This window comes from Demequina sediminicola, from assembly GCF_000975055.1.
Lineage (GTDB): Bacteria > Actinomycetota > Actinomycetes > Actinomycetales > Demequinaceae > Demequina > Demequina sediminicola.
This window is the reverse complement of sequence record NZ_BBRB01000002.1, coordinates 390050-414952: the sequence shown is the minus strand read 5'-3', so window position 1 is coordinate 414952 and position 24903 is coordinate 390050. Positions and strand designations below refer to the sequence as shown.

Sequence of the window (24903 nt, the reverse complement as noted above, 5' to 3'; positions counted from 1 at the left end):
GTCCTCGTGGTGTCGTTAGCTGTCAGAGATCTTGATGAGGTTGTGGTCCGCGGCGACGACGCCCATCTGCTCGTCACTGCCTTCAGCAGGCACGTACATGACAAGCGTGTCGACGTAGGTGTACACCGCGACGTCCTCGATGTCGCCGCTCACGAGAGGCTGCTGTTCATCAGCAATCTCCACGGCTCCGTCGCTGACGGAGAAAGCGGACTTGATAGTGACGGGAGCGAAGACCAGCGCGCCGCCATCTGCGGTTCCCATCACGTAGGTGTTCTCGATGTCCGACTGAATGGTGTCGACGTACTCGCCCTCAGCCTCACTCGCAGCTTCCGAGAGCGTTGCACGCGACGCAAAGAGTTGTTCACGGTACGAGTCGGCGGCGAAGACGTCGTTGAACTCGGAGCCCGTTCCAGAGCGCAGAAGTTCGAGGTAGTCACTCATGGCCTGCTCGGGAGTCGCTTGCAAACCTTCTGCATCGACGTCGAGCTGGGCGTTACCACTCGTGGTACCCGACATCGCCGGGATGGTGGCGCCGGGGATCATGTGAGCCCAACCGCGCATCTGGTAGTCGGCATCGATCGAGTCTTGGACCCACAGCATCACGACGGGGGTGGAGTCTTCGTCCGCCTCCTCGGTGACTGCTGCGAGAGTCCGTGGCCACGTGTCTGCCCCGACGGAATACACCGCCTGAACGTTTTCCGGAACAGTGACCGGCGCGGGGCCTCCGTCGCTCTTCGCCAACGTGTACTGCGCCTTGCGGATAGTGACGGCGTTGCCGCCCACACGGTCGGTGAAGAGTTCGCTGTCCTGCGCCTCGTCGGCGGCAGCAATCTCAGCCATCGTCTCTTCGACGACGCGGGTTGACTGCGGTTCCAGCAATGCCGCTTCCTGCTCGAGAGCAGGGGCTTCCGTGACGGGAGCGGGCACGTCGGCAACACAACCGGTCAACAGCAGAAGGGCCGATGCCCCGGTGATCACACCTAGAACGCGGCGGTTCATGCGCGACCTCCTTGATCGTGGGGGTTCTCGGGAGTCGAAGGCGGACTGGCCGGTGTCGCCGGCGGGTTGTCCGCGGGGTGATCGAGCGTGACGTCAGGCAATGGATCGCCCGATGCGCGGAGCGCACGTCGGCTTCCCGGGTCGACGTCGTCGGTAGCGCCGTGACGACCAACGCGCCACTTCTCCGCCCGAGCCTGCCAGGGGCGTGTGTCAATGAATCGCAGAATCAAAGCAATCAGCCCCACGACGGTCAGAGCAACGCCCCACCAAATCAGCGGCGTGATCCAGCCATCGTTCACTTCGCGCGACAGCGTCATGTCTGTCGCAGCCAGAGGCGATCCATCGCGGCTCACCACGACCAGAGTTTCCCCTGGCGGGACTTGTGCCGCAGGCACAGCGACGCGGTCAACTCCGGACCACTGTTCGCGCCAGTGGTCGCTCGAGGTGAGCGCAAGAATGTCAACCGGTTCCGCTTCCTCACCGGACGGCGATACCGACGGGGAGGGCTCTGGACTGGGGGATGCTGAAGGCGATACCGACGGACTTGCGGTCGGCTCCGGCTCCGCGACCTCGTAGGGCGCCGTTGACAGGGTTTCCCACTCAGGCAGGCCAGTGACCTCAGTGGCGTCACGCTCAGCGAGCCACGCATCGGCGTCGACTGGCCGTGCTGTCAGAGCAACTACGTCACCCTCGCCGTCAACACCAAGGGTGTTGTCGCCCGCGAATGCGACCATCTCCGGTGAATAAACCACCACCGCAGTGTCGAGCGTCGCCTCGGCCTCAATATCGGCCGGTGGGCGTTGCGCGTCGGCAATCAAGCCCGCTATGAGCAAGAGCACTCCCAGCGCTCCTGCCACCAGGGCAGCCGTCCTTAACGTCACACGTTCCTCCTAGGTTCTGCCCTCACTCTATGAGAATTCCGCTCTACATCCCACTTCACGACTTTGTGGACGCCGTCAACGACCACTACGATTGGTGCGACTGCGCACACGGCTGAGCGTGACGCTCAAGGAGATGAAATGGCTGAAGAAGCACCTGCTTTCCCCGTCGCTATGCGCGGGTACGACCGTGAGGCCGTAGCCTCCCACATTGCCATCCTCGAGGACTCCCTCAAGGAAGCAAAGGAGCAGACACAGCAGGCAGCTGCCGAGGCGGCGTCCACCCGCAGTGCACTTGAAGAAGCTCAGCGCACCCTTCGCGAAGCAGATCAGCCCACCTACAAGGGCCTTGGCGCGCGCGTCGAGCAGCTCTTGCGCTCCGCAGAGGAGCAGTCATCTGATGTGATCGCTCGCGCCAACACTCACGCACAGGACACTGTCGCTCGTGCCAACGTCTCTGCCCAACAGTTGCGAGCACGCGCTGACAATGAGGTTGCTGAGATTCTCGCGCAGAGCCGCCGGGAAGCCGAAGAGATTCGCTCCGCCGCGGAATCCGAGGCTGGCGGAACCACTGAGGCCGCACAGCGTCAGGCTGCGGAGACCATCGAGCGCGCACGCCGCGACGCCGAGCGCATCAAGGCCGGCATCGACGCTGAGATCGCGGAACTCAAGGCTGGAGCGGACCGTGAGGTCCACACCCTTCGCGCAACCGCTGAACGCGAGACGACGGAACTGCGTGTCGCCACACAGCGCGAAGCAAACGAAGCAATCGAAGCGGCCCGTACTGAGGCCGAGGCCACCATGGCCGGGGCTCAAGAAGAAGCCGATGCACAACGTGAGGCCGCTGCCAAGGCCCTTGACGAGGCTCGCGCCGAGGGTCGCCGCATCGAAGCCCTTGCCAATGAAGCCAAGGCTGCGGCTGAGGCCGAGGCCTCTGACATCCGCATCTCGGCCGAATCCGATGCTGCGTCGATGCGCAACGAAGCACAGCAGTTCCTCGCTCAAGCCAACCGCGATGCAGACCTCGCCCGTCATGAGGCAGAAACTGAGACTCGTGACCTCCGCAACGACGTGCGACGCGAAGTCGAGTCCCTGCGTGCCGAAACCGACGAGTACGACGAAGCCACCCGCGCCGATGCCGAGCAGTATGCGACGCTGACCCACAGCGAAGCCGATGCATACAGCAACACCACACGCTCGGAGGCAGACGCCTACTTCGCGAAGACCCGCGCAGAAGGCGACGATGCTCTCTCGCAGGCCCACACCGCAGCGGCCGCACACCGGGCCCAGGTTGAGGCAGAAGCCACAGCGTTCGATCAGGACGTGCGTGCCGCGGCTCACGACTACGACGCCCAGACCCGCACGGCTGCCGACGATTACGACGCTGCCACGCGTTCCGCAGCGGATGATTACGATGCCGCGACGCGTTCGCAGGCAGACGAGTACGCCGCAGCCACACGCCAGGGTGCGAATGACTACGACGCTGCCACACGCGGTGACGCCGACAACTACAGCGCGCAGACACGCGCGGCGGCAGACAAGTACGCAGAGGAGGCTCGCGCCCAGGCCGAGGTTGACGCCAACGAGGTGCGCCTCGCCGCAGACGACTACGACGCAGCCCAGCGCTCAGAGGCAGACGAGTACCGCCGAGTCACCATGGCCGAGGCCGATGACTACGCCACTCAGACCCGTGAAGATGCGGACACCTACGCGCAGCAGACGCGTGCAGCGGGCGACGACTACGACGCCCAGACCCGCGCTGGCGCAGACGAGTACGACGCCACCACCCGCAAGGATGCGGACGACTACTCCGAGGCCACCAAACAGGCCGCTGAGACTGCCAGCCGTCAATTGCGCAAGGACGCCGATCTCTACGATCAGACCACCCGCAAGGACGCCGACGACTACGCGCACGCCGCGCGTACCGGAGCAGATGACGACGCGGCACAGACGCGTCGGGAAGCGGACACCTACGACGAGGAAACTCGTGAGGCCGCTACTGCGTTCTCCGAGACCACCCGCCGTGAGGCCGATGCCTATGCCACGTCGACCCGCGAGGCCGCGGATCGCGATGCTGCCAAGGTCGCGACAGACGCTGCCGCCGATGCGGAAGAGCGTGCCAATGCGGCTCAACAGGAGGCCAACCACATCGTGGCCGCCGCGCAACGCGACGCGGAGCGCGAACGTGCCGAAGCACACAGCGATGCCGAGGCGGCAAAGGAAGAGGCTCGCCGTACCCGCGAGGACTTGCAGATCGAGATTGCACAGCGTCGCGAGAACGCCGAGAAGGACCTGACGGCGCGCCACGAGGAGGCCAAGGCCGAGACAGCAGCAATGGTCGAGGACGCCAAGGTGCGTGCCGACGAGGCGGAGGAACGCCTCTCGGAAGCCCTCGAACGTGCCGAGACTGTCCGCCGTGAGGCAGAGGTCCACTCTCAGTCGCTGCTCACCAACGCCCGCAACAACGCCGATGAGATTGTGTCGGAGTCGCGCGAGCACGCCGAGGGGATCATTTCCGAGGCAGTGTCCGACGCAGAGCGCGAACGCACCATGGCCGCACGCGAAGTCGAAGACCTCAACCGTCAGCGCGAGTCCATTACGACGTACCTCGACGACCTTCGCGGTCTCCTTGGCGCAGACCCCGTTGCTGGCCTCGCCAAGGCCTCAGCCCTCAAGGACGAGCACGAGGCCGCTGAGGCCGAAGCTCAGCAAGCTAACAACTGAGTCACGGCACCCAGGCCTACTCTCCATGACAGAATCCGAACCTGATAGCCGCGTTCGCCGCGCACAGGCGCTCGAACGACAGCGTGCTGCGGAGTCACGGCAAGCGGCAGAGCTCATCGAGGGGTTTGTGGCAGCTGCCGTCGAGGCTGGCATCGCGCCTGAGCGCCTCACAGTTCGGCCCTTTGGGGGCGGTTCGCGCTACCGCACGGCTCTCGAGGGCTGGTACCTCAAGCGGGACAAGTCCGTCGGCGTGGGAACCGACGGCAAGTTTTACGTGCTGAGCATCCCGTCCTCATTCAAAGCGCGCCTCGCGGGTGCCACTATTGCCCCCTCAGACCCGCCGCTCGAATTGGGCAAAGGCGGGCGCGACGGTGAATCTATGCCGATGGCGGAGGCACTCGCGAAGCGACTTGCCGGCGGTAATTCCTGGGGCTCCTCACAGGGGTCCTGACGCTCTCAAGCACCCCTAACGCAGCAGTGGCGCGAGCGCTGACGCGACGGCCTCCGGGTCCTCAAAGGCAACGAGGTGACCCACACCGTCAACTGTCACTGGCGTCACTCCCAAAGCCTCAGCCATCACATCGATATCGTCGGCATGGATGATGCCGTCGCGCTCCCCTGCGATCACGACGGCGGGCGCGTCAACGTTTCGCAGCACTTCAGTGCGATCGGGGCGTTCGGCCATGGCCCGTTGTCCCCAAGCAATACCGTTCCCTGCATGCTGCGCGATGTTGTTCGTCACCCATTCAAGGAGTTCTTCACGTGAGGGGCCCTCAACCCCGATCAGGGGCTCTGCCATCGCACGAGGGTCCGTGGGAGCGCTCAGGCCCTCATGGGCGTCAGCGACGCGCAGCCGCTTGTCCCTCGCTTCAGCTGTGTCGGCGCTCGACTTGGTGGCGATCAGCCCCAGCCCCGCCACGGCATCGGGGTGACGTTCCGCGACCGACATCGCAACGTATCCACCCATGGAGCACCCCACCCAAATCGCGGCCTGCTCCCCCGTTGCTTCTTGCATGGCGAGGACTGCCGCATCGGCGATGAGATCGAGGCTCGGGTCTTCGTCCGTCAACGGCATCTGGCCGATGCCGGGCATATCAAACGTGATCACGTCACCGCGGACATCGGAGCCCAGCACAGCGAGAAGCCCCTCCCACTGTGCGCGATCAACGGGAAAGGCGTTGAGAAAGACGATGGGTGCGGACATGACGCGCCTCCTTCAGCGTGTGCGGCTGAGTAGAACGTGAATCGTTGCCTGAGAATGGTGGGCCGGTGTCGGGGTGATGTCCCCCTAGGGGACGTGAGTCGGCAGTGGTGCGCGGCCAGTGGCCACCTGCTCGACGATGCGGTCAAGCACCAGTCTGACGTATTTCTCTCCAACCCACAGATGTTTGGCGCCGTCGACAGCGATGAGATCGAGTTGAGTGAGCGGCGCGAAGCGCTGGCGCGCCTCGTCGGGTTGCAGGAAGTCGTCCAGTTCGGGTACGAGCGCCGTCACGGGCTTGCCGCTGTCCGCCCAGGAGCGCATGTCGGCTTCATCGGCCCGATGCAGTGGCGGGGAAAGCAGGATCGCTCCCTCCACGTCGAGATCCGCACCGTACTTGAGCGCCAACTCGGTCCCAAACGACCAGCCGACGAGCCACCGGTGCGGCAACCCCCGCGCCACCGCGAAGTCCACCGCAGCACGAACATCGGCCGCCTCACCAATGCCCTCGTCGAAACTGCCCTCGCTGGTACCACGCGGCGACGTGGTGCCACGAGTATTGAAGCGCAGCACCGCGACGTCGGCGAGTGCCGGGAGTCGCCACGCCGCCTTCCGGTAGACGTGCGAGTCCATGAACCCGCCATGCGTCGGGAGCGGGTGCAAGGTGATGAGCGTGGCTTGAGCCGGACGGCCCTCGGGCAAGGCAAGCTCCCCGACGAGTTCGAGGCCATCGTCCGTGGTCAACACGATGTCTTCCCGCAATGCAGGCAGCACGGTCATGGACCGAATCTCGTCCCCGCTTGTAGCGTCGCTCATAACATCCTTCCAAAGGTGTTCCAACAGTGAGTGTGCCAGTGCCGACGCTCACGTGCGGCGGCATCCGCGCCGAAAAGTCCGTCCGCAGGCCATGCGACGAGGTGCGCTGTCTGCGGAGGAATCTCCTGCCGGCATCCGGGGCAGACGTACGTCTTTTCGCTAGGGCGCGGTGTTGCGACGAGGTACTCCTCGCCGCCAGGGCCGATGTCGCGTCGACCCCCAAATGAGCCACCCAGGCGTTCGACGTCGAGCTCCTCATGCGGCTGACCGTAGGGGCGCTTACGCGAACGGCGGGACGAGGGCATGCTCAAAGTCTACGTGGGGTCGTCAGCGAGCCCAACGCTCCCACCGCGTGCGGAGCGCACGTGGAGAACAGCTCGCTCCGGGGTTCAACACTACGAACCAGTTCGCCACGCGACACCCCGGGGCCCGGCGCTTCACACTACGAACCGATTCGCGACGCGACACCCCGGATCCGGAGCCCAACACTACGAACCAGTTCGCGGCGCGACACCCTGGCGAGAGTCGCACTGGCGACGGCCCCTCCGGCGTGTCGGCGCAACCTTTGGTTCGGAGTGTTGTGTGGGTTCTTGGTGTTGTGTGGGTTCGGAGTGTTGTGTGGGTTCTGAGTGTTGCGTGAACGGGCCGTCGGCGCTTAGAAGGTGCGCGGCGGCGTTGATGCCAGTTCCGCATCGACAGGTACAACCTGACGCCTGCGCAGTACTTCCGCGTACCAGTAAGCCGAGTCCTTCCAGCGGCGCTCGAGGGTGTCATAGTCAACCCGAACAATGCCAAAGCGCTTGTTGTAGCCCTGCGCCCACTCAAAGTTGTCCATCAGCGACCACGCCATGTACCCGCGGACATCCGCTCCCTCGTTGATCGCGTCGAGGACAGCACCGATGTGGCCATGGAAGTAGTTGATCCGCCGTTCGTCGCGCACCCGTCCGTCGGCATCCACCTCGTCGTCCCACGCGGAGCCGTTCTCGGTGACATAGATCGGCTTACCTGTCTCGCGGTGAATCTTGAGCAGGTGTGCGGTCAGCGCACTGGGGTCAACGTTCCAACCCATGGCCGTCAGCTCACCCGGAGGGAGCATGAACTCAATCTCCTCGTCACCGGGCCACGCAGTGCCGGCACCGGCCTTGTGACCGTCCGCGAGAGTAGCGACCTCACTCTGTGCCACTCCCTTATGCGGGTTGTGGCGCACCAGGTGCGAGGCGTAGTAGTTGACGCCGAACCAGTCGACAGCGCCCTTCATTTCTTCCTCATCACCGTCGAGGACAAAGGCCCAGTCTGTGATGTGAGCCGTGTTCGGGCGCAGGATCTCGGGGTAGCCGCCCTGGATGAAGGGCTGGTGGAACATCGTGTTCGCAAGGGCGTCGATGTGCGCCGATGCTGCGACATCCTTAGGGTTCGAGGGGTCCCACGGGCGCGGGGTGTGGCAGTTGTTGACATAGCCAATCTGTGCCTCCGGACGCACTGCCTTCATCGCACGGTAGGCGCGGGCGTGAGCCAGGTTGAGGTGGTGCGCGGCAGTGAGGGCCTCTGCGTTGTCCGTGTGTCCAGGAGCGTGGGCGCCTGCACCGTATCCAATGAACGATGAGACCCAGGGCTCGTTGAACGTCACCCAGGTCTCGACGTCCGCCCCAAACTCTTCAACCATCCGCACGGCGTACTGCGTGAAGTGGTCGACAGTGTCGCGGTTCACCCAGCCGCCAGCATCCTGCAGTTCCTGCGGCAGATCCCAGTGGTAGAGGGTGATCAACGGAGTGATTCCCTTGTCCTTCAGGCGTGCAATGAGGTTGCGGTAGAAGGTCAGCCCTTCGTCGTTGAACGCACCAGTGCCGCCCGGCTGAACGCGTGGCCACGCAATCGAGAAGCGGTAGGCCTGCAGACCGAGCTCGGCCATCATGTCGACGTCCTCCTCCCAGCGGTGGAAGTGATCGCAGGCGACGTCTCCGGTGTCGCCGTTGACGACTTTCCCTGGGGTCGCACAAAATGTGTCCCAGATCGATGAGCCGCGTCCCCCTTCGTGGACAGCCCCTTCGACTTGGTAGGAAGCAGTAGCGGTGCCGAAGATGAAATCAGCGGGAAAAGTCTGTGGCGTCGTCGTCATGCGGACAACTATAAGCGAAACGTTTCGGATATTTCTACCGGTCGGTAGAAACGATGTGTCGGCAGGCGAGGCACCACCCTGCCCCACATGCGCCCCCAGCCCCCACCGACCCAGGAGCACCCATGGCGCAGTTCACGTGCAGATTGTTCATTGACGCACATCGAACGATCTGTCGCGCTACCCCTAGGGCGCGCAGGTGCAGTGCCCAACACAATAATCTGACAGCATCGTCACTACTGGACTATCCGGACATGTAAGAGGTGAAGCCCCTCCACGAAAGGAACCCCCATGTCCGACCTCAACGAAGACTCAGCGTTGGATCGTGAGCTTGCCGCCAGCGCACCCGCCACCACTGCCAACACTGTCGAGCGCAGCGCAGCGCTCGCCGAAATGGCGCGTGAGTCCGCTCCCACGAATGTCTCGCCACTTCGTCGGCACCGCCCCCTGATCATCGGGAGCGCCGTTGGCGTAGCCATTCTCGGGTTCGGGAGTGCGGCCGTGGCAACCGGCGCGGTGTCCGTCCCCTGGGTACAAGACGTGGCCACCGAATTCACCTACACGTTGCCCAGCGGCGCAGAATGCCGTGCAGCCATCGGCGACGTCACCGGCGGTGAACGCTACGAAGACGTGCTGCGTGACACCGTGACCGAGCCCGGGTTCTTCGACGGTCTGGACCTCGAAACACACATCGCCTTCGTCGCTGACAACAACTACTTTGTCCACGAAGACGGCACCGAGACAAAGATCGGGCCTGACACGCCCTATTACTACAGCGCAGACGAGGACTATCACCGAGGTCTGAGCGAGGCGACGTTCGCAGGGTTGCGCGAGGCGCTCACCGCCAACAGCCTGGATCCGTATGGGAATGACTTTGGCTACTTGATCACCTACGACTGCCCCGGGGAAGTTCAGCCTGAGTACATCGTCGATCTCCTGGAACGCGTTAATGGGTGACGTGCTCAAGGCGCTGGATGCCAATTCCGCAGACTTGCTCCAATACTTGGAACGCCGGATCGGGATCACCGATGCGCCCGACGTGCTTTCGGACGTCATGACAATAGCGTGGCGCCGGACCGGAGACGTTCCGGACGACCCCGAACAGGCACGCATGTGGCTGTTCGGGATCGCCAAACGGTCCCTTGCGAACGCGCACCGGGGTGAAGTGCGCCGCGCAAACCTTGCGGACCGGCTGCGCTGGCTCGCGTACGACCAGGGTCCTGTAGCGCCGGCTGCCGATGACGGACTCACCACACGCGATTGCATCGCCGCGCTGCCCGAACCGTTAGCCGAGATCGTCAGGCTTGTGCACTGGGACGGCCTGACGCTCGCTGAGGTTGCACAGTTGGAGGAGGTCGCTCCTTCTACCGTCCGAAGTCGCTATGCGCGCGCGAAGGAGATGTTGCGAGCAATGCTCGAGGAGGAGCCCCTTGCATCGGTCGCCCGCCTCAAGCAACGCACCGGCTAGGTCCTCCGGATCTCGAGGAGAAGAATCTCGCTAGCGACGGTGGCGGCGCGAGCGAAAGCGCTTGTGCCGCCACCGTCGCGTGCGTGACGTCCAGCCATTGCTAGAACAAACGCGTAGACGGGTCTTCCGCACCGCGCATGGCGTCATAATCCAACACCACGCAGCGAATGCCTCGATCCTTCGCTAGCACTCGTGCCTGCGGCTTGATCTCTTGCGCCGCAAACACACCCTCAACCGGGCTCAACAGCGGGTCACGATTCATAAGTTCGAGATAGCGCGTGAGTTGCTCCACGCCGTCGATCTCACCGCGACGCTTGATCTCCACCGCCACTGACCCGCCAGACGGCGACTTGGCAAGAATGTCAACGGGCCCGATGGCGGTCATATACTCGCGGCGCACCAGCGTGTGACCCTCACCCAGAATCGCGATCTGCTCCGCAAGCAATTCCTGCAGGTGGGCCTCGACACCGTCTTTGATTAGGCCGGGGTCGGCGCCGAGTTCATGCTGGGTATCGGAGATCAACTCGTGGATCTCGATCTCCAGACGGTCATCTGTTTTGTCGTGCTGAACGGTCCACACCTCTAGGACACCATTCGCCACCTGAGCATCACTCGGAGCGACTTCACTGGTGGTGCACGGGGGGCTCATCCAGTTGAGTGGCTTATACGAGCCGCCGTCAGAATGAAGCAACACTGAGCCATCGGCCTTGAGCATGATGGCACGGGTAGCTAAAGGCAAAAACGCGCTGAGCCGCCCGGAATACCGGGCGGCGCAGCGCGCAATGACAACGCGCACGGACTAGTCCTCGTCAGTAGAGACGGCGTCCGCGACGATGGTGATCGTGTTGTGGTCAAAGGAGACAAAGCCTCCGGTGACCGGAAACTCCAGTGCATCCGTGCCACTGGTAACGCGCACCGTACCCGCACGCAGAACCGACAAGATGGGCTCGTGGTTTGCCAACAAACCGATCTCGCCCTCCACAGACGGTGCAATGACGCGGCTCGCCGCACCGGACCATACCTTGCCGTCCGGTGCGACGATGTCGACTGTCAGGGCATCAGCCATGATTAGCCGATCTCCTTCTGAATCTTGGTCCACGCCTTGTCGAGGTCCTCAAGACCACCAATGTTGAAGAACGCCTGCTCAGCAATGTGGTCGTACTTACCGTCCACAATGCCGGCGAATGCCTCAATGGTCTCCGACAGCGGCACTGTCGAACCGGCGACACCGGTGAACTGGGTTGCCATGTAGGTGTTCTGCGACAGGAACTGCTGGATCTTACGTGCACGGGCAACGATGATCTTGTCCTCTTCGGACAGTTCGTCGACACCCAGAATCGCGATGATGTCCTGGAGTTCCTTGTTGCGCTGCAGGATCGCCTTGACGTCCGAAGCAACCTGGTAGTGCTTCGCACCCACGTAACGCGGGTCGAGAATGCGCGAGGAGGAGGTCAGCGGGTCGATAGCCGGGTAGAGACCACGCGATGCGATCTCACGCGACAGCTCGGTCGTGGCGTCCAAGTGAGCGAACGTCGTTGCCGGGGCGGGGTCGGTGTAGTCATCCGCAGGCACGTAAATTGCCTGGAGCGACGTAATCGAGTGACCACGCGTCGAGGTGATGCGCTCCTGAAGCTGACCCATCTCATCAGCCAGGTTGGGCTGGTAACCCACGGCCGAAGGCATGCGGCCCAGCAGGGTCGAAACCTCGGAACCTGCCTGCGTGAAGCGGAAGATGTTGTCGATGAAGAGCAACACGTCCTGCTTCTGCACATCGCGGAAGTACTCCGCCATGGTCAGCGCCGACAGAGCAACGCGAAGACGCGTGCCCGGTGGCTCGTCCATCTGGCCGAAGACCAGTGCAGTCTGCTTAATGACGCCCGACTCGGTCATTTCCTCGATGAGGTCGTTACCTTCACGGGTACGTTCACCGACACCAGCGAACACCGACACACCGTCGTGGTTGTTCGCCACGCGGTAGATCATTTCCTGGATCAGCACCGTCTTACCGACACCTGCACCACCGAACAGACCGATCTTTCCACCTTGCACGTAGGGCGTCAGAAGGTCGATCGACTTGATGCCGGTCTCGAACATCGCAGTCTTGGACTCGAGCTGGTCGAAGGCCGGTGGCTTGCGGTGGATCGGCCAACGCTCGGTGATCTCGATCTCTTCGCCCTCTTGGCCGTTGAGGACTTCACCGATCACGTTGAACACGTGACCCTTGGTGACGTCGCCGACCGGCACGGAGATGGGCTCGCCAGTGTCAATCACCCGAGCACCGCGGACTAGGCCGTCGGTGGGCTTCAGAGCAATGGCGCGAATCATGTTGTCGCCGAGGTGCTGCGCGACCTCAAGGGTCATGTGCAGGATGCCCTCGTCTTCGCCCTGAGCGGTCAGGTCAATATCGACCTTGAGTGCGCTGTAGACGTCGGGAATCGCATCGGCGGGGAACTCGATGTCAACGACGGGGCCGATGACGCGTGCGACGCGACCGACAACCGGCTCGTTCGCGGCGTCCTTCGACGCCGTCGTGGCGTCGGACTTAGCGGTGGGGGTCATGGGAGTGCCTTCCGGTCACGAGGCCGCGAGCGCGTCGGCGCCCGAGACAATCTCGCTGATTTCCTGGGTGATCTCGGCCTGGCGCGCCGAGTTGGCGAGCCTGGTGTACTGGCGGATGATGTCTTCTGCGTTGCTGACCGCTGTGTTCATCGCGCGCTGGCGGTTAGCCAACTCGGATGCCGCAGACAGCAGCATGCAGGCGTAAATGCGTGACTCGATGTAGCGAGGCAAGAGGCTGTCAAGCACCTCTTCTGCGCCAGGCTCGAAGTCGTAGAGAGGCTCCACATCTTCGTCCGGCTCTGCCACGCCCTCAACAACTTCGAGGGGCAGTAGCCGGATGACGCGAGCTTCCTGCGAGACCATCGAAGTGAAGTGCGTGTAGACCACATGCACTTCACTGATGGCGTCTTCGCCATCTGACACATACGCCTTATACAGAGCGCGAGCGATCTCTTGTGCCGTGCCGAACTGAGGTGAGTCAGACTCACCCTGCCACGACGATGCGACCTCACGCTTACGGAACGAGTAGTACGAAGCGGCGCGACGGCCGAGTGCGTACGACACCACCGACTTGCCTTCGTTCTTCAACCGCTCGGTGAGGCGCTCAGCCTCACGCAGAGCGTTCGCCGAGTAGGCGCCCGCCATGCCGCGGTCCGCACTGATGACAAGAACCGCAACGCGGTCCGTGTCGGTGCGCTCGTTCGTCAGCGGGTGATCGACCTTCGAGTGCACTGCTACTGCACTGATGGCACGAGTGATCGCGTGCGCATAGGGCGCGGCTGCGGTCACACGGTCGCGAGCCTTACCAATGCGTGAAGCCGCGATCAGCTCCATCGCACGGAAGATCTTCTTAAGCGACTGTGTTGACCGGATCCGTTGCCGGTAAACGCGCTGCTGTCCACCCATCGGCTACTTCTTCTTCTTCGCGACGATCTGCTCTTGCGAGACCTGAGCGCCGCCACCACCATCGATGGAGGCGTCGGTGGTCAACTCGGTACCTTCAGTTGACAGGAACGTCGAGACAAAGTCGTCGACCTCGGTGTGCAGCGTCTCTTCAGCCTCGTCCGACAGCTTGCCGGTCTCGACAATGTCGGACAGCACGGAGGTGTTGCGACGTAGGTGATCGATCAGCTCACGCTCGAAGCGCAGCACATCTGCCACCGGGATCTCATCGAGCTTGCCCTTGGTACCGGCCCACACCGAGACAACCTGCTCCTCGATGGGGTACGGGGTGTACTGAGGCTGCTTGAGCAGTTCCATGAGGCGGACACCACGAGTCAGCTGCTGGCGCGATGCTGCGTCGAGGTCGGATGCGAACATCGCGAATGCCTCAAGCGAGCGGTACTGCGCAAGGTCAATCTTGAGCGTTCCCGAGACTTTCTTCATGGCCTTGATCTGTGCAGAACCACCCACACGCGACACCGAGATACCCACGTCAATAGCGGGGCGCTGGTTTGCGTTGAAGAGGTCGGACTGAAGGAAGATCTGACCGTCGGTGATCGAGATCACGTTGGTCGGAATGTAGGCAGAGACGTCATTTGCCTTGGTCTCAATCACCGGCAGACCGGTCATCGATCCGGCGCCCATGTCGTCCGAGAGCTTTGCGCAACGCTCGAGCAGACGGGAGTGCAAGTAGAAGACGTCACCGGGGTATGCCTCACGGCCCGGCGGGCGGCGCAGGAGCAGCGACACGGCACGGTAAGCCTCAGCCTGCTTCGACAGGTCATCGAAAACAATGAGAACGTGCTTGCCGTCGTACATCCAGTGCTGACCGATGGCCGAGCCTGTGTACGGAGCGAGGTACTTGAAGCCTGCTGGGTCCGAGGCGGGAGCGGCGACGATCGTCGTGTACTCCAGTGCACCGGCCTCTTCCAGAGCGCCACGCACCGAGGCGATGGTGGAGCCCTTTTGACCGATGGCGACGTAGATGCAGCGGACCTGCTTGGTCGGGTCGCCGGTCTCCCAGTTTTCCTTCTGGTTGATGATGGTGTCGATCGCGATAGCGGTCTTACCCGTCTGACGGTCACCAATGATCAGCTGACGCTGACCGCGACCGATCGGAATCATCGCGTCGATCGACTTCAGGCCTGTCTGCAGCGGCTCGTGAACGGACTTGCGGTCCATCACGCCGGGGGCCTGGAGCTCAAGTGCACGGCGACCGTCGGTCTCCATGTCACCCAAACCATCGATGGGGTTACCCAGCGGGTCAACCACGCGGCCGAGGTAGCCATCGCCAACCTCAACCGAGAGAACCTCTCCGGTGCGGTGGACTGCCTGGCCCTCTTCGATACCGGTGAACTCACCGAGCACCACAACACCGATCTCGCGAACATCGAGGTTCAGGGCGAGGCCCAGCGTGCCGTCTTCAAAGCGAAGCAGCTCGTTTGCCATGCAGCCCGGCAAGCCCTCAACGTTGGCAATACCGTCAGCGGCCAGCGTGACGCGGCCCACTTCTTCGCGCACGATGCCGGAAGGCTCGTACGACTTTACGTAGCTGTCGAGCGCGTCCCTGATCTCATCGGGACTGATCGTCAACTCAGCCATGTCATATCTCCTGTCACTACCGCAGTGCGGTGGTCGTCTGTACTAGCCGACGAGTCGTCGTCGTGCGTCGTCGAGCTTGCTGAGAGTCGTGCCGTCCACAACTTCAGAGCCGACCTGAACTCGGATGCCGCCCAGAACTTCAGGTTCCACGGCGACGTTGATTTGCATATCCCGGCCGTATGCGCTGCTGAGGATCGTCGCGAGACGCTTCCGCTGCGCTGCCGACAATTCCACCGCGGAGGTCACGGACGCGACCATGCGGCCACGACGTTCTGCGGTGCGCTCGAGCAGTTCCTCGATCGCGGTCACCACGCGGCGGCCGCGCGGCACACCCACGACACGCGAAAGCAACGCGTGTGTGGTGGGGTGCAACTTGCCGCCGAGGGTGTCCTCGAGCAGCGCAAGACGCTGCTCCTTCGAAGCAGAGCGGTTGCCCATGGCTACAAGCAGATCGCGCTCGCTAGAGAGAATCCGTTCCACGCGGAACAGTTCCTCTTCAACGGTGTCGATCGTGCCTGCAGCTTCGGCATAGGCGAACAGCGCCGTCTCTCCGGCGTCCTCGATCGAGGAGGCCACATCGGCCTCTTCGGACCAACGTGCAGCAGCAAATGCCGCCACTACGTCGACCGCACGCTGATCGAGGTTGCCGAACAGTTGGGTGACCAGCGCAGCTTTGTCCTTGCCAGGACGAGCGGGATCGCTGAGCGCGCGGCGAAGCGAGCCCGACGAGTCGAGCGCGTCAACCACCATAAAGAGGTGCTCGGCGATCTGAATGCCGTCCTTGCCCGCAGCCGTCACTACAGGATCGAACTCCTGCAGCACGGCGTCGTGGGAAGCCTGACTGGTTCCACGCATTGGCGCCTACCCTTCCGCCTTCTGCTTGTTGTCGACCTGTGATTCGAGGTCGTTGAGGAAGCTATCGATGAGTCGCTGCTGACGAGCATCGTCTGCAAGGGACTCGCCCACGATGCGCGATGCGAGTTCCGTAGCGAGCGAACCCACCTCGGACCGCAACGACACGAGGGCCTGCTGACGCTCGGCTGCAACCTGCTTGTGCGCAGTTTCAACAATGCGCTTCGCATCGTCGCTCGCCTTGGAGTGGCTCTCTGACACGATGTCGCTGGCTTCGGAGCGTGCGTCCTCGCGGATGCGCGCTGCCTCGGCACGAGCCTCGGTCAACTGAGCGGTGTACTCCTCGAGCGCTGCAGCAGCCTCTGCCTGAGCCTCCTCGGCCTTCTTCAGACCACCCTCGATCAGTTCGGCGCGCTCATCCAGAACCTTCTGCATCTTGGGCAGCAGGAACTTCATGAACACGACGACGATGATCACAAAGATGATCGTCGACCACAGGATGTCGTACGGGGCTGGCACCAGAGGGTTCTGTGAAGACTCCTCTGCTGCGATGACCGCTTGGCTGAGTAGCGTCATGGCTTAGGTGAAGAGGAAGCCGGTGACCAGACCGAGCAGCGCGAGCACCTCGACGAACGCAACACCAATGAACATGGTGGCGCGCAGCTGGCCGGCGACCTCAGGCTGACGGGACATGCCTTCAATGGTCTTACCGATCAGGATGCCCAGGCCGATGCCGGGACCGGTTGCCGCGAGGCCGTAGCCGATGGTCGCGACGTTGCCCGAGACCTCCGCGAGAGTGGTGACGTCCACTGTGTTTCCTTCCTTATGTACGCCACCTGTGTGGTGACGCACGTGATGAATGGGGGTGTGTTGAGTGTTTAGTGCTCTTCTTCAATCGCCATGTTGATGTACACGGACGAAAGCATGACGAACACATATGCCTGCAGCGCTGCCACGAAGATCTCGAAGAGCGTGAAGGCGAAACCTGCAGCGAAGGTGACGGTGCTCATTGCCTTCATGGCACCGGAAGCTTCGAAGAAGAAGTACTGGGTCGCTGCGAAGCACAGCACCAGCAGAAGGTGGCCCGCCATCATGTTGGCGGCCAGTCGCAGCGCCAGCGTTGCTGGGCGCAGAATGAAAACCTGGAGGAACTCGATAGGCGTCAGCAGCAGGTAGATGCCCTTGGGGACTCCCGCTGGGAACAGGCTGAGCTTGAGGTATCCACCGAGTCCGTGGGTCTTGACGCCCACGCCGAGGTACAGGAAGTACACCCAGATTGCCATCACGATAGGCAGACCGATCAGCGATGTTCCGGCCATATTGATGAACGGGATCACACCGGTGATGTTGAAGGCAAGAATCGCGAAGAACAGCGTGGTGAGGAAAGGCAAGAAGCGCTTGGCGTTCTCCTTGTCCATGATCTGTTCAACGATCTGAACACGCACGAAGTCGAGCATCATCTCGAAGACGCCCTGTCCGCGGCCCGGAACAAGCTTTGCCTTCCGCACGACCAGCCACACCAGCAGCATCAACACCACTGCCGCGATCACACGAGCAAGCTCGATGCGGTTGAACTCGAAGATCGTGCCTTCGAACAGCAATGCCGGCGGGTAGAACTCGCTTACCGACGGGGGATGAAAGCCGTTCGAGCTGAAGAGCCATCCGAAGAACCCGTTCGACGAGCTGTCATCGGATGCAAGCTCGGAAGCGGCAGTCGTTGCCGCGCCCAGGGCTAGATTCGCCACAGAGTTTCTCCTGGTGTTGTTGCACGCGCGGGCGAAATGTGCCGAGCACGCCGGGGACCGTGATGCGTAGGAATCCTAACGCATCTCAAGTGCTAATTCGAACCACTGTCGACGTAGGGGATGCGTGCTTGGCGCACCACCCAGAAGTCGATAGCGAGAGTTCCTAGGACGCCAACAAGCATGAAGCCTGCAAACAGCCCTTTGTTAAAGCCTTCAATGTTCTGGAGGACGATGAGTGCGATCACAATGATCAACATCTTCACCAGCCATGATCCGCCAACATAGGCAGCCATGGTGGTCGCTGGCTTCTGGTGAGACATCACCATGGCGGCTTGAGTCGTCAGTCCAGCGAGAGCGGCGATGAGAACGCCGAGTTCCGCTGCAGCGAGTCCCGCCCATCCTGCGACGAGTGGGCCCACCACGGCTGCGGCGATCGCCAAGACGACGATGCCGACGATGGTGATGCGCATCGCGCGCTTGTAGGTGGTGTATTCCTCGTTCACTACTTCTCCTGTGCGGTGGTGGGTCTCGCCATGTCGTCAGCAGAGGCGTGGCCGTCGGCATCGTCCTCGGATTCCTCTGAGGTCTGGTGGCCGTGGAGCTGCCCCTCAGGGGTGATGCGTTGCAGCGGCTTGGCCTTGGTGCCAGCCGCACGATAGTAACCCGAGAGTCGCCGCCGCCATGCAGGTGAGAAGGTGATGACGAGCGTGATGACGGCGCCCACTCCGACAAGGAGCAGGGATGTCCGCGCGGGCAAGAACACCAAGGACACGGTTCCAAAGGACAGCAGCGCGGTCCACAGGTACATGACGGACACCGCCCAACGATGGGAGTGACCCGCACGGAGCAGCACGTGGTGCAGGTGGTGGGCATCCGGCATAAACGGACTCTTACCCTGCAAGAGGCGGCGTACGACTGCCAGCGTCATATCCAGCAACGGGATCGCCACCACCATCAGCGGCAACACGATAGGGATGAACGCAGGAACTGAAACGCGTTCCGAGACAATTTCAGGGTCAATCTGGCCGGTCACGATGATCGCGGCGCCCGCAATGGTCAAGCCCAGCGTCATCGCACCCGAGTCGCCCATGAAGATACGCGCTGGGTGGACGTTGTGCGGCAGGAATCCCAGACAGGCACCGACGAGCACTGCGAGGATCAGCGAGGCAAGCGATGAGTAGTCACCTGGACTTGCTGACCGTGCCAACACATAGGTGTACGTGAAGAACGCCGCTCCGCCGATCGCAATCATGCCTGCAGCGAGGCCATCAAGCCCGTCGACAAAGTTCACGGCATTCATCGCCACCACGACGACGATCACCGTCGCAGCGAGCGAAAGATACGGGCTACCGATCGTGAGGCCGGCGATAGGCACGGTCACGAGTTGAACCCCCGACCACGCCATGATCAGTGCCGCAAGGATCTGCCCGGCAAGCTTCGCCATCCAATCCAGGTCCCACACGTCATCGGCCATCCCCAGCGCACACACCAGTGCAGCGCCACCCAGCACGCCCCAGGCACCGTTGCTTGCTTCAAACACCGGTTCCAGGAACCTGGTATTGGAGGCGATCGCAATCGCCCCCGCGATTCCCCCCAAAATCGCTATTCCGCCGAGGCGAGCCATGGGTTTGCGATGCACATCGCGGGCGCGCACTGCGGTCACGGCGCCGACCTTGAACGACAAGTGCCGCATCGCTGGTGTCGCCGCGTAGGTGACAAGCGCGGCGATCACCATCAGGGTGAGATAGACCTTCACCCGATAGTCTCCCCCGGCAACTCGACAAAGGCCTCTGCGCCGACGGTGTCGACGAGCTCGGCTACGGACACGCCACCTTCACGCACGACGCGCAAGCCATCGGGGTGGGTTGCATCAACAATGGTCGACGCGGTACCTCCCGGACTCTCGCCACCGTCAAGGTAGACAGCGACCGAGGCGCCCAACTGCTCCTCAGCGGCCGATGCTGAAGTCGCCGCCGGCTGTCCAGTCAAGTTGGCACTCGTGACCGCCAGAGGCCCCGTACGGTTCAACAGCGCCAGCGCGGCCGGATGATCAGGCATACGCAACGCGACAGTTCCGTGAGTCTCGCCAAGATCCCATGCCAGGGAAGGCTGCGAATGGACGATGACGGTCAGTGCGCCCGGCCAGAACTTCTCCATCAGAGCACGCGCGGTCCCAGGAATATCCATCCCTAGTCCGTCGACCGTGCGCAACTGTGGGATCAACACCGGTGGTGGCATCTGGCGACCTCGCCCCTTGGCGGCGAGCACCGCAGCCACGGCCTTGGCCTGGAAAGCATCGGCGCCAACGCCGTAAACCGTGTCCGTCGGCAACACAATGACTGCGCCCCGATTCACGGCATCAACAGCGGCATCAAGACTTGGACCCCAATGGGAGGAGTCGGTGCACTGGAGAATCACGGCAACAGTCTGTCAGACCCCGTCGCGAGTCACCACGAGCATGCGGTCACGATCGGTCAAATCCTTAAGCGTCTGCGCACCCCGCCAGAACTCTGAACGCTCGACATGCGCACGCATTGCGTCACCTTGCAAGTCTCCATGCTCCATCACCAACGTCCCGCCAATGCGCAAGAGCGTGGCTGCTTCGTCCACAATGGCACGCGGCACCTCAAGACCGTCATCTCCCAGGCCATACAACGCCTGTGGCGGGTCGTAGTCGCGTACTTCAGGGTCACGAGGCTGAGCATCCGTCGGGATGTACGGAGGGTTACTGACCACCACGTCGGCACAGCGTTCAAAGTGGTGCAAGCATCGGCGCGCATCCCCCAACACCGTGTGCACACGAGAGCGGACGTCGGGCGACATCATCCGCACGTTCAGGCGCAAGTACACCATCGCGGCTTCGGACGCCTCCACCAGAGTGACCTCAGCGTGAGGAACCTCAGCTGCCACGGCAAGCCCAATTGCCCCCGAGCCCGCACACAGGTCCGTGACATAGACCTTGCCGTCGCGCCCAGGTGTCGCCGCACATGCAGCGTTGATGGCAACTTGCGCGACAGTCTCGCTCTCCGGTCGAGGCACAAAGACGCCAGGACCCACTTGGAGCGTCAGGCCACGAAAATAGGCCGTTCCGAGAATGTGTTGGAGAGGCTCACGAGCCTCACGACGCGTCACTCGCGCCTCAAGACGATCCAAGTCCAGAGGATCCTCTTCTGGCCAGTGGTCGTCACGCGCCGCAGCGGTACGTACTTCTGACGGCTCCCACCCAAAGGTATGAGCCATCAATGCCACGGCATCGGCATGCGGAGACGGGACCCCTGCATCCGACAGCCGCTGGGTGATGTCGCGCAGACGTGCGCCGAACGTGGGCAATCTAGTCCTCGTGCGCGGCGAGTCGCGCTTCTTCGTCCGCGTCGATGGCGGACTGGATCACGGGACCCAACTCTCCAGCGAGTACATGGTCAAGGTTGTAGGCCTTGTACCCGGTGCGGTGATCGGCAATACGGTTCTCAGGGTAGTTATAAGTGCGGATACGTTCGGAGCGGTCCACGGTGCGCACCTGGGACTTACGTAGATCCGATGCCTCAGCCATCGCGGCCTCGCGCTGCGCGGCAAGCAACCGTGCGCGCAGAATGCGCATCGCCGATTCCTTGTTCTGCAACTGGCTCTTCTCGTTTTGGCAACTCACCACAATGCCCGTGGGCTCGTGGGTCAAACGCACCGCAGAGTCCGTCGTATTGACCGACTGGCCACCAGGGCCCGATGAACGGTAGACGTCAACGCGCACATCGTTCATGTCGATCTCGACCTCATTCACTTCCTCGACCTCGGGGTACACCAAAACACCCGCTGCGGAAGTGTGAATACGGCCCTGAGACTCCGTCGCCGGCACACGCTGCACGCGGTGCACGCCTCCCTCGTATTTGAGGTGCGCCCAAACGCCATCCTCGGGCTCGGGGTTGCCCTTGTACTTCATCGCGACAGAGATGTCCTTGTAACCACCCATGTCGGTCTCGCTCGCCTCAAGGATCTCGGCCTTCCAGCCCTTGATCTCAGCGAACTTCAAATACATCTTCAGCAAGTCTCCAGCGAACAGCGCCGATTCCTCGCCGCCTTCACCAGACTTGATTTCCACGATCACATCGCGGGCATCGTCAGGGTCACGCGGAATCAGAATCCGGCGCAACTCCTCCGTCGCCTCATCAGCGGCTTCCTGCAAGGCAGGGATCTCATCAGCAAAATCAGGATCGGCCTCAGCCATCTCCTGAGCAGCCTCGAGATCGTCATGCGCTGTTGCCCACGCACGGTGGGCAGCAACGACGCGGCCTAGCTCCGCAAACCGACGCCCCAGCGTGCGAGAACGCCCCGCGTCAGCGTGGACTGCGGGGTCAGCAAGTTGGCGTTCAATGTCGGTGTACTCGTCCAGCAAAGGCTGGACGGCTGCGAAGGCTTCGGCCACGTCGTCGCTAAAAGGTTCCGGTTACTTCTTGTTGCCGTAGCGCTTCTCGAAGCGCGCAACACGGCCACCGGTGTCCATGATCTTCTGCTTGCCCGTGTAGAACGGGTGGCAAGCCGAGCAGACCTCGACGTGGATGGAGCCGTCCTTGACGGTCGAGTTCGTGGTGAACTCGTTGCCGCAGGTGCACGTGACAGTGGTGGCCACGTACTCGGGGTGAATGTCCTTCTTCATGATCTCCCTTAGAGATGCCTCCGGGTCCTTGCACGGATTTCGTGGTCGGTGAACCGGACGGTCAGCCCTCTATTGTGCCACGTACGACGGCTTCAGCGCGACTGTCAATTGTGCGACCGGCCGCGCCCCAGCATCGTCCGGCGACTATCGGGCGCTGGCGGTGCGTGAGTGCCCAATCCAGGCGGCAATGAGCAGTAAAACACCATCAGGGCGCTCCACCGCTGCGCGACGACTGCGTGGGGAACTCATCAGGGCCGAGACCGCCGTAATGGCAGTCCCGGCCCTGAAAGAGAAAACGTTGTACTACTTGGAGAGCGAGTCGTCCCCACCAGGCGTGGTCTTGGCGACCTGCATGAGGAACTCAGCGTTGGTCTTGTTCTCCTTGAGCTTGCCCAGCAGGAGTTCGATGGCCTGCTGCTGCTCGAGCGCGGTGAGCACGCGACGCAGCTTCCACATGACCTTGAGCTCATCGGGGCTCATGAGAATCTCCTCGCGGCGAGTACCCGATGCGTTCGCATCGACGGCCGGGAAGATGCGACGGTCCGCGAGCTGGCGGGAGAGCTTGAGCTCCATGTTTCCCGTGCCCTTGAACTCCTCGAAGATGACCTCGTCGGCCTTCGACCCGGTCTCCACCAGAGCGGTCGCGAGGATCGTCAACGAACCACCGTGCTCGATGTTTCGCGCAGCACCAAAGAAGCGCTTGGGCGGGTACAGCGCGGACGAGTCCACACCACCGGAGAGGATGCGGCCGGAGGCAGGTGCCGAGATGTTGTAGGCACGGCCCAGACGGGTGATGGAGTCGAGCAACACCACGACGTCCTGTCCCAGCTCAGTGAGACGCTTCGCGCGCTCAATTGCCAGCTCCGCGACTGCAGTGTGGTCGTCGGCGGGACGGTCGAAGGTCGAGGCAATGACCTCGCCCTTCACGGTGCGCTGCATGTCGGTGACTTCTTCAGGACGCTCGTCAACCAGCACCACCATGAGGTGAACCTCAGGGTTGTTCTCGCTGATGGCGTTAGCAATCGCCTGGAGAACCAGAGTCTTACCAGCTTTGGGAGGCGACACAATCAGGCCACGCTGCCCCTTACCGATAGGCGCCACCAAGTCCACGACACGGCCAGTGAACTCACGGGCATCGGTCTCGAGGTGGAGGCGCTGCTGAGGGTACAGCGGGGTGAGGTCACCAAAGACCGGACGGCCCTTGGCCTCTTCTGGGCTCACACCATTAACGGTGTCAACGCGAGCGAGCGCATTGAACTTCTGACGCTGTCCACGCTCACCTGGGCGGGGAGGACGGACGGCACCGGTCACGGCGTCACCCTTGCGCAGACCGTACTTGCGGATCTGGTTCATGGAGACGTAGACATCGGACTTGCCGGCGAGGTAGCCGGTGGTCCGGACGAAGGCGTAGTTGTCGAGCACATCGACGATGCCGCCGACGGGGCTCAACTCTTCGTCTTCGCGGACCTCGTCCTCGTCCTGACGGCCACCCTGCTGGTTGTTGTCGTTGCCACCGCGTTCATCACGGCCACGACCTCGCCCACGGCCACGACCACGGCGGCGTCGGCCACCGCGGTCGTCGTCATCGTTGTTGTTGCGGTCGTTGTTGTTGCGGTCGTTGTGATTGCGATCGTTGTTGCCCTGGCCGCCGTTGTTCTGGCCGCCCTTGCTGTTGCGATCGTTGTTGTTGCGGTCGTTGTTCTTCTGGCCGCCCTGCTGGCCTTGGCCATCGCCTGAGCGTTCGCCGTCGCGGGACCCGTCAGAGCCGGAGTCCTTCTTGGAGTCTCCATCTGACGATCCGCTTGCGAGCTGCACGGCCTCGGCAGCGCGACGAGCGCGCTCGCTCTGGTCTTCCGCGTTCTTGCCACCGTCGCTCTTGGCGCCGTCAGTGGGAGCCTCGCTGTTCTTGGCGTTGCGGCTCTGGCCGTTGCGCTGCGAGTTCCTGCCCTGGCCGCGGCCCTTGGCGGGTGCATCGGCACCTTCAGCGTCGGCAGGCTTGCTGTCCTGGGCGCCTGCGGACTCCGTAGGAGAACCGCTGTCGGCGGGGGTTTCGGAAGCCGATGCCTTGGTCGCCGCAGCATCTGCGCGGCGCGGAGCCTTCGCGGACTTAGCCGCGGGCTTGGAGGGAGCTACCCCTCCGTTACTGATGGCTTCAATGAGGTCGCTCTTGCGCATCTTTTTGACGCCGGAGACGCCAAGCTCGGATGCCAGTGCTTGGAGTTGCGGCAGTTTCATAGCGCTGAGGGCCGCGCTCTTATCCGCTGCGGCCGCTGTCGTGTCGGTCACGCTTATCCTTCCCTCGCACGAGCCAGGGTGGCTCTTGATTGAGTGCGAGAATCCCCCTCAAGCGCAGAGG

At 62.6% G+C, this 24903-nt stretch carries 26 protein-coding genes; 4 read left to right on the top strand and 22 right to left on the bottom strand.

Features of this window, described 5'->3' with window-relative positions:
- Positions 1-15 precede the first annotated feature (15 nt).
- Positions 16-999 (bottom strand): DUF8094 domain-containing protein, encoded by a 984-nt coding sequence (locus AOP79_RS06840; protein ID WP_062071847.1) that lies wholly within the window; start codon positions 997-999, stop codon positions 16-18.
- A complete protein-coding gene (locus tag AOP79_RS06835; RefSeq protein ID WP_152648044.1) occupies positions 996-1880 on the bottom strand; it encodes a hypothetical protein in 885 nt (294 codons plus the stop codon). Before AOP79_RS06835 ends, AOP79_RS06840 begins: the two co-directional genes overlap by 4 nt.
- A gap of 138 nt (positions 1881-2018) precedes the next feature.
- Here AOP79_RS06835 and AOP79_RS06830 point away from each other — a divergent pair, with 138 nt between their 5' ends.
- A complete protein-coding gene (locus tag AOP79_RS06830) occupies positions 2019-4601 on the top strand; it encodes a hypothetical protein (RefSeq protein WP_062071843.1) in 2583 nt (860 codons plus the stop codon).
- A gap of 25 nt (positions 4602-4626) precedes the next feature.
- Entirely contained in the window at positions 4627-5052 is a 426-nt protein-coding gene (locus tag AOP79_RS06825) for a hypothetical protein (RefSeq protein ID WP_062071841.1), read from the top strand.
- A gap of 15 nt (positions 5053-5067) precedes the next feature.
- Here AOP79_RS06825 and AOP79_RS06820 read toward each other — a convergent pair whose 3' ends face one another.
- The 4 genes from AOP79_RS06820 to AOP79_RS06810 all read right to left on the bottom strand — a co-directional run bounded on the left by AOP79_RS06820 (position 5068) and on the right by AOP79_RS06810 (position 8734).
- Positions 5068-5805, bottom strand: coding sequence for an alpha/beta fold hydrolase (locus AOP79_RS06820; protein ID WP_062071839.1), 738 nt, complete (start codon positions 5803-5805; stop codon positions 5068-5070).
- An 84-nt stretch (positions 5806-5889) separates the two neighbouring features.
- Positions 5890-6618, bottom strand: coding sequence for an alpha/beta hydrolase (locus tag AOP79_RS06815; RefSeq protein WP_062071837.1), 729 nt, complete (start codon positions 6616-6618; stop codon positions 5890-5892).
- Positions 6615-6923 carry an Rv1322 family protein gene (locus AOP79_RS12110; protein ID WP_082093436.1) on the bottom strand — a complete coding sequence of 103 codons (309 nt, stop codon included), beginning with the start codon at positions 6921-6923 and terminating at the stop codon, positions 6615-6617. The genes AOP79_RS06815 and AOP79_RS12110 overlap by 4 nt, the downstream gene beginning before the upstream one ends.
- A gap of 350 nt (positions 6924-7273) precedes the next feature.
- Positions 7274-8734 (bottom strand): glycoside hydrolase family 1 protein, encoded by a 1461-nt coding sequence (locus AOP79_RS06810; protein ID WP_062071835.1) that lies wholly within the window; start codon positions 8732-8734, stop codon positions 7274-7276.
- A gap of 288 nt (positions 8735-9022) precedes the next feature.
- On the opposite strand from AOP79_RS06810, the gene AOP79_RS06805 reads away from it, so the two are divergent.
- Together AOP79_RS06805 and AOP79_RS06800 are read left to right on the top strand one after the other, a co-directional pair.
- Positions 9023-9688, top strand: a complete 666-nt coding sequence (locus tag AOP79_RS06805; protein ID WP_062071833.1) for a hypothetical protein — start codon at positions 9023-9025, stop codon at positions 9686-9688.
- Positions 9681-10199, top strand: a complete 519-nt coding sequence (locus tag AOP79_RS06800; protein WP_062071831.1) for an RNA polymerase sigma factor — start codon at positions 9681-9683, stop codon at positions 10197-10199. The genes AOP79_RS06805 and AOP79_RS06800 overlap by 8 nt, the downstream gene beginning before the upstream one ends.
- 100 nt (positions 10200-10299) lie before the next feature.
- Here the strand turns inward: AOP79_RS06800 and nucS are convergent, their stop codons facing one another.
- From nucS to rho, 16 genes are all read right to left on the bottom strand, one after another.
- Positions 10300-10995 (bottom strand): endonuclease NucS, encoded by a 696-nt coding sequence (gene nucS, locus AOP79_RS06795; RefSeq protein ID WP_062071828.1) that lies wholly within the window; start codon positions 10993-10995, stop codon positions 10300-10302.
- 3 nt (positions 10996-10998) lie between these two features.
- Positions 10999-11265 (bottom strand): F0F1 ATP synthase subunit epsilon, encoded by a 267-nt coding sequence (locus AOP79_RS06790; RefSeq protein ID WP_062071826.1) that lies wholly within the window; start codon positions 11263-11265, stop codon positions 10999-11001.
- Positions 11266-11267: 2 nt separating this feature from the next.
- Positions 11268-12758, bottom strand: coding sequence for a F0F1 ATP synthase subunit beta (gene atpD, locus AOP79_RS06785; RefSeq protein WP_062071824.1), 1491 nt, complete (start codon positions 12756-12758; stop codon positions 11268-11270).
- Between the two features lie 15 nt (positions 12759-12773).
- Positions 12774-13664, bottom strand: coding sequence for a F0F1 ATP synthase subunit gamma (locus AOP79_RS06780; protein WP_062071821.1), 891 nt, complete (start codon positions 13662-13664; stop codon positions 12774-12776).
- Positions 13665-13667: 3 nt separating this feature from the next.
- Positions 13668-15302 (bottom strand): F0F1 ATP synthase subunit alpha, encoded by a 1635-nt coding sequence (gene atpA, locus AOP79_RS06775; RefSeq protein ID WP_062071819.1) that lies wholly within the window; start codon positions 15300-15302, stop codon positions 13668-13670.
- A gap of 42 nt (positions 15303-15344) precedes the next feature.
- Positions 15345-16157, bottom strand: coding sequence for a F0F1 ATP synthase subunit delta (locus AOP79_RS06770; protein ID WP_062071817.1), 813 nt, complete (start codon positions 16155-16157; stop codon positions 15345-15347).
- 6 nt (positions 16158-16163) lie between these two features.
- Positions 16164-16730 carry a F0F1 ATP synthase subunit B gene (locus AOP79_RS06765; RefSeq protein WP_062071815.1) on the bottom strand — a complete coding sequence of 189 codons (567 nt, stop codon included), beginning with the start codon at positions 16728-16730 and terminating at the stop codon, positions 16164-16166.
- A 3-nt stretch (positions 16731-16733) separates the two neighbouring features.
- Positions 16734-16964, bottom strand: a complete 231-nt coding sequence (gene atpE, locus AOP79_RS06760) for an ATP synthase F0 subunit C (RefSeq protein ID WP_061961789.1) — start codon at positions 16962-16964, stop codon at positions 16734-16736.
- A 68-nt stretch (positions 16965-17032) separates the two neighbouring features.
- Positions 17033-17899 carry a F0F1 ATP synthase subunit A gene (atpB, locus tag AOP79_RS06755; protein ID WP_236683296.1) on the bottom strand — a complete coding sequence of 289 codons (867 nt, stop codon included), beginning with the start codon at positions 17897-17899 and terminating at the stop codon, positions 17033-17035.
- Between the two features lie 92 nt (positions 17900-17991).
- Positions 17992-18402 carry a Cg1360 family ATP-synthase-associated protein gene (locus AOP79_RS06750; RefSeq protein WP_062071813.1) on the bottom strand — a complete coding sequence of 137 codons (411 nt, stop codon included), beginning with the start codon at positions 18400-18402 and terminating at the stop codon, positions 17992-17994.
- Entirely contained in the window at positions 18402-19655 is a 1254-nt protein-coding gene (locus AOP79_RS06745; RefSeq protein ID WP_082093435.1) for an MraY family glycosyltransferase, read from the bottom strand. Before AOP79_RS06745 ends, AOP79_RS06750 begins: the two co-directional genes overlap by 1 nt.
- Complete coding sequence (locus AOP79_RS06740; RefSeq protein WP_152648054.1) at positions 19652-20314, bottom strand: L-threonylcarbamoyladenylate synthase; 663 nt, start codon at positions 20312-20314, stop codon at positions 19652-19654. Before AOP79_RS06740 ends, AOP79_RS06745 begins: the two co-directional genes overlap by 4 nt.
- A gap of 15 nt (positions 20315-20329) precedes the next feature.
- Positions 20330-21229: a peptide chain release factor N(5)-glutamine methyltransferase gene (prmC, locus tag AOP79_RS06735; RefSeq protein WP_062071808.1), complete on the bottom strand. Its 900-nt coding sequence runs from the start codon at positions 21227-21229 to the stop codon at positions 20330-20332.
- Between the two features lies 1 nt (position 21230).
- Positions 21231-22316, bottom strand: coding sequence for a peptide chain release factor 1 (gene prfA, locus AOP79_RS06730; RefSeq protein WP_062071806.1), 1086 nt, complete (start codon positions 22314-22316; stop codon positions 21231-21233).
- Between the two features lie 21 nt (positions 22317-22337).
- On the bottom strand, positions 22338-22547 hold the full coding sequence (rpmE, locus tag AOP79_RS06725) for a 50S ribosomal protein L31 (RefSeq protein ID WP_062071804.1): 210 nt from the start codon (positions 22545-22547) through the stop codon (positions 22338-22340).
- 303 nt (positions 22548-22850) lie between these two features.
- A complete protein-coding gene (rho, locus tag AOP79_RS06720; RefSeq protein WP_062071801.1) occupies positions 22851-24833 on the bottom strand; it encodes a transcription termination factor Rho in 1983 nt (660 codons plus the stop codon).
- Positions 24834-24903: the final 70 nt, after the last annotated feature.

What these genes read in the sequence shown, in the direction of transcription:
- AOP79_RS06830 (WP_062071843.1), top strand. Translation starts at nt 2,019, where the DNA reads ATGGCTGAAGAAGCACCTGCTTTCCCCGTCGCTATGCGCGGGTACGAC.
- atpA (WP_062071819.1), bottom strand. Translation starts at nt 15,302, where the DNA reads ATGGCTGAGTTGACGATCAGTCCCGATGAGATCAGGGACGCGCTCGAC.
- AOP79_RS06840 (WP_062071847.1), bottom strand. Translation starts at nt 999, where the DNA reads ATGAACCGCCGCGTTCTAGGTGTGATCACCGGGGCATCGGCCCTTCTG.
- AOP79_RS06780 (WP_062071821.1), bottom strand. Translation starts at nt 13,664, where the DNA reads ATGGGTGGACAGCAGCGCGTTTACCGGCAACGGATCCGGTCAACACAG.
- AOP79_RS12110 (WP_082093436.1), bottom strand. Translation starts at nt 6,923, where the DNA reads ATGCCCTCGTCCCGCCGTTCGCGTAAGCGCCCCTACGGTCAGCCGCAT.
- AOP79_RS06790 (WP_062071826.1), bottom strand. Translation starts at nt 11,265, where the DNA reads ATGGCTGATGCCCTGACAGTCGACATCGTCGCACCGGACGGCAAGGTA.
- AOP79_RS06765 (WP_062071815.1), bottom strand. Translation starts at nt 16,730, where the DNA reads ATGACGCTACTCAGCCAAGCGGTCATCGCAGCAGAGGAGTCTTCACAG.
- atpD (WP_062071824.1), bottom strand. Translation starts at nt 12,758, where the DNA reads ATGACCCCCACCGCTAAGTCCGACGCCACGACGGCGTCGAAGGACGCC.
- AOP79_RS06770 (WP_062071817.1), bottom strand. Translation starts at nt 16,157, where the DNA reads ATGCGTGGAACCAGTCAGGCTTCCCACGACGCCGTGCTGCAGGAGTTC.
- AOP79_RS06815 (WP_062071837.1), bottom strand. Translation starts at nt 6,618, where the DNA reads ATGAGCGACGCTACAAGCGGGGACGAGATTCGGTCCATGACCGTGCTG.
- AOP79_RS06805 (WP_062071833.1), top strand. Translation starts at nt 9,023, where the DNA reads ATGTCCGACCTCAACGAAGACTCAGCGTTGGATCGTGAGCTTGCCGCC.
- AOP79_RS06825 (WP_062071841.1), top strand. Translation starts at nt 4,627, where the DNA reads ATGACAGAATCCGAACCTGATAGCCGCGTTCGCCGCGCACAGGCGCTC.
- AOP79_RS06810 (WP_062071835.1), bottom strand. Translation starts at nt 8,734, where the DNA reads ATGACGACGACGCCACAGACTTTTCCCGCTGATTTCATCTTCGGCACC.
- AOP79_RS06820 (WP_062071839.1), bottom strand. Translation starts at nt 5,805, where the DNA reads ATGTCCGCACCCATCGTCTTTCTCAACGCCTTTCCCGTTGATCGCGCA.
- AOP79_RS06800 (WP_062071831.1), top strand. Translation starts at nt 9,681, where the DNA reads ATGGGTGACGTGCTCAAGGCGCTGGATGCCAATTCCGCAGACTTGCTC.
- rpmE (WP_062071804.1), bottom strand. Translation starts at nt 22,547, where the DNA reads ATGAAGAAGGACATTCACCCCGAGTACGTGGCCACCACTGTCACGTGC.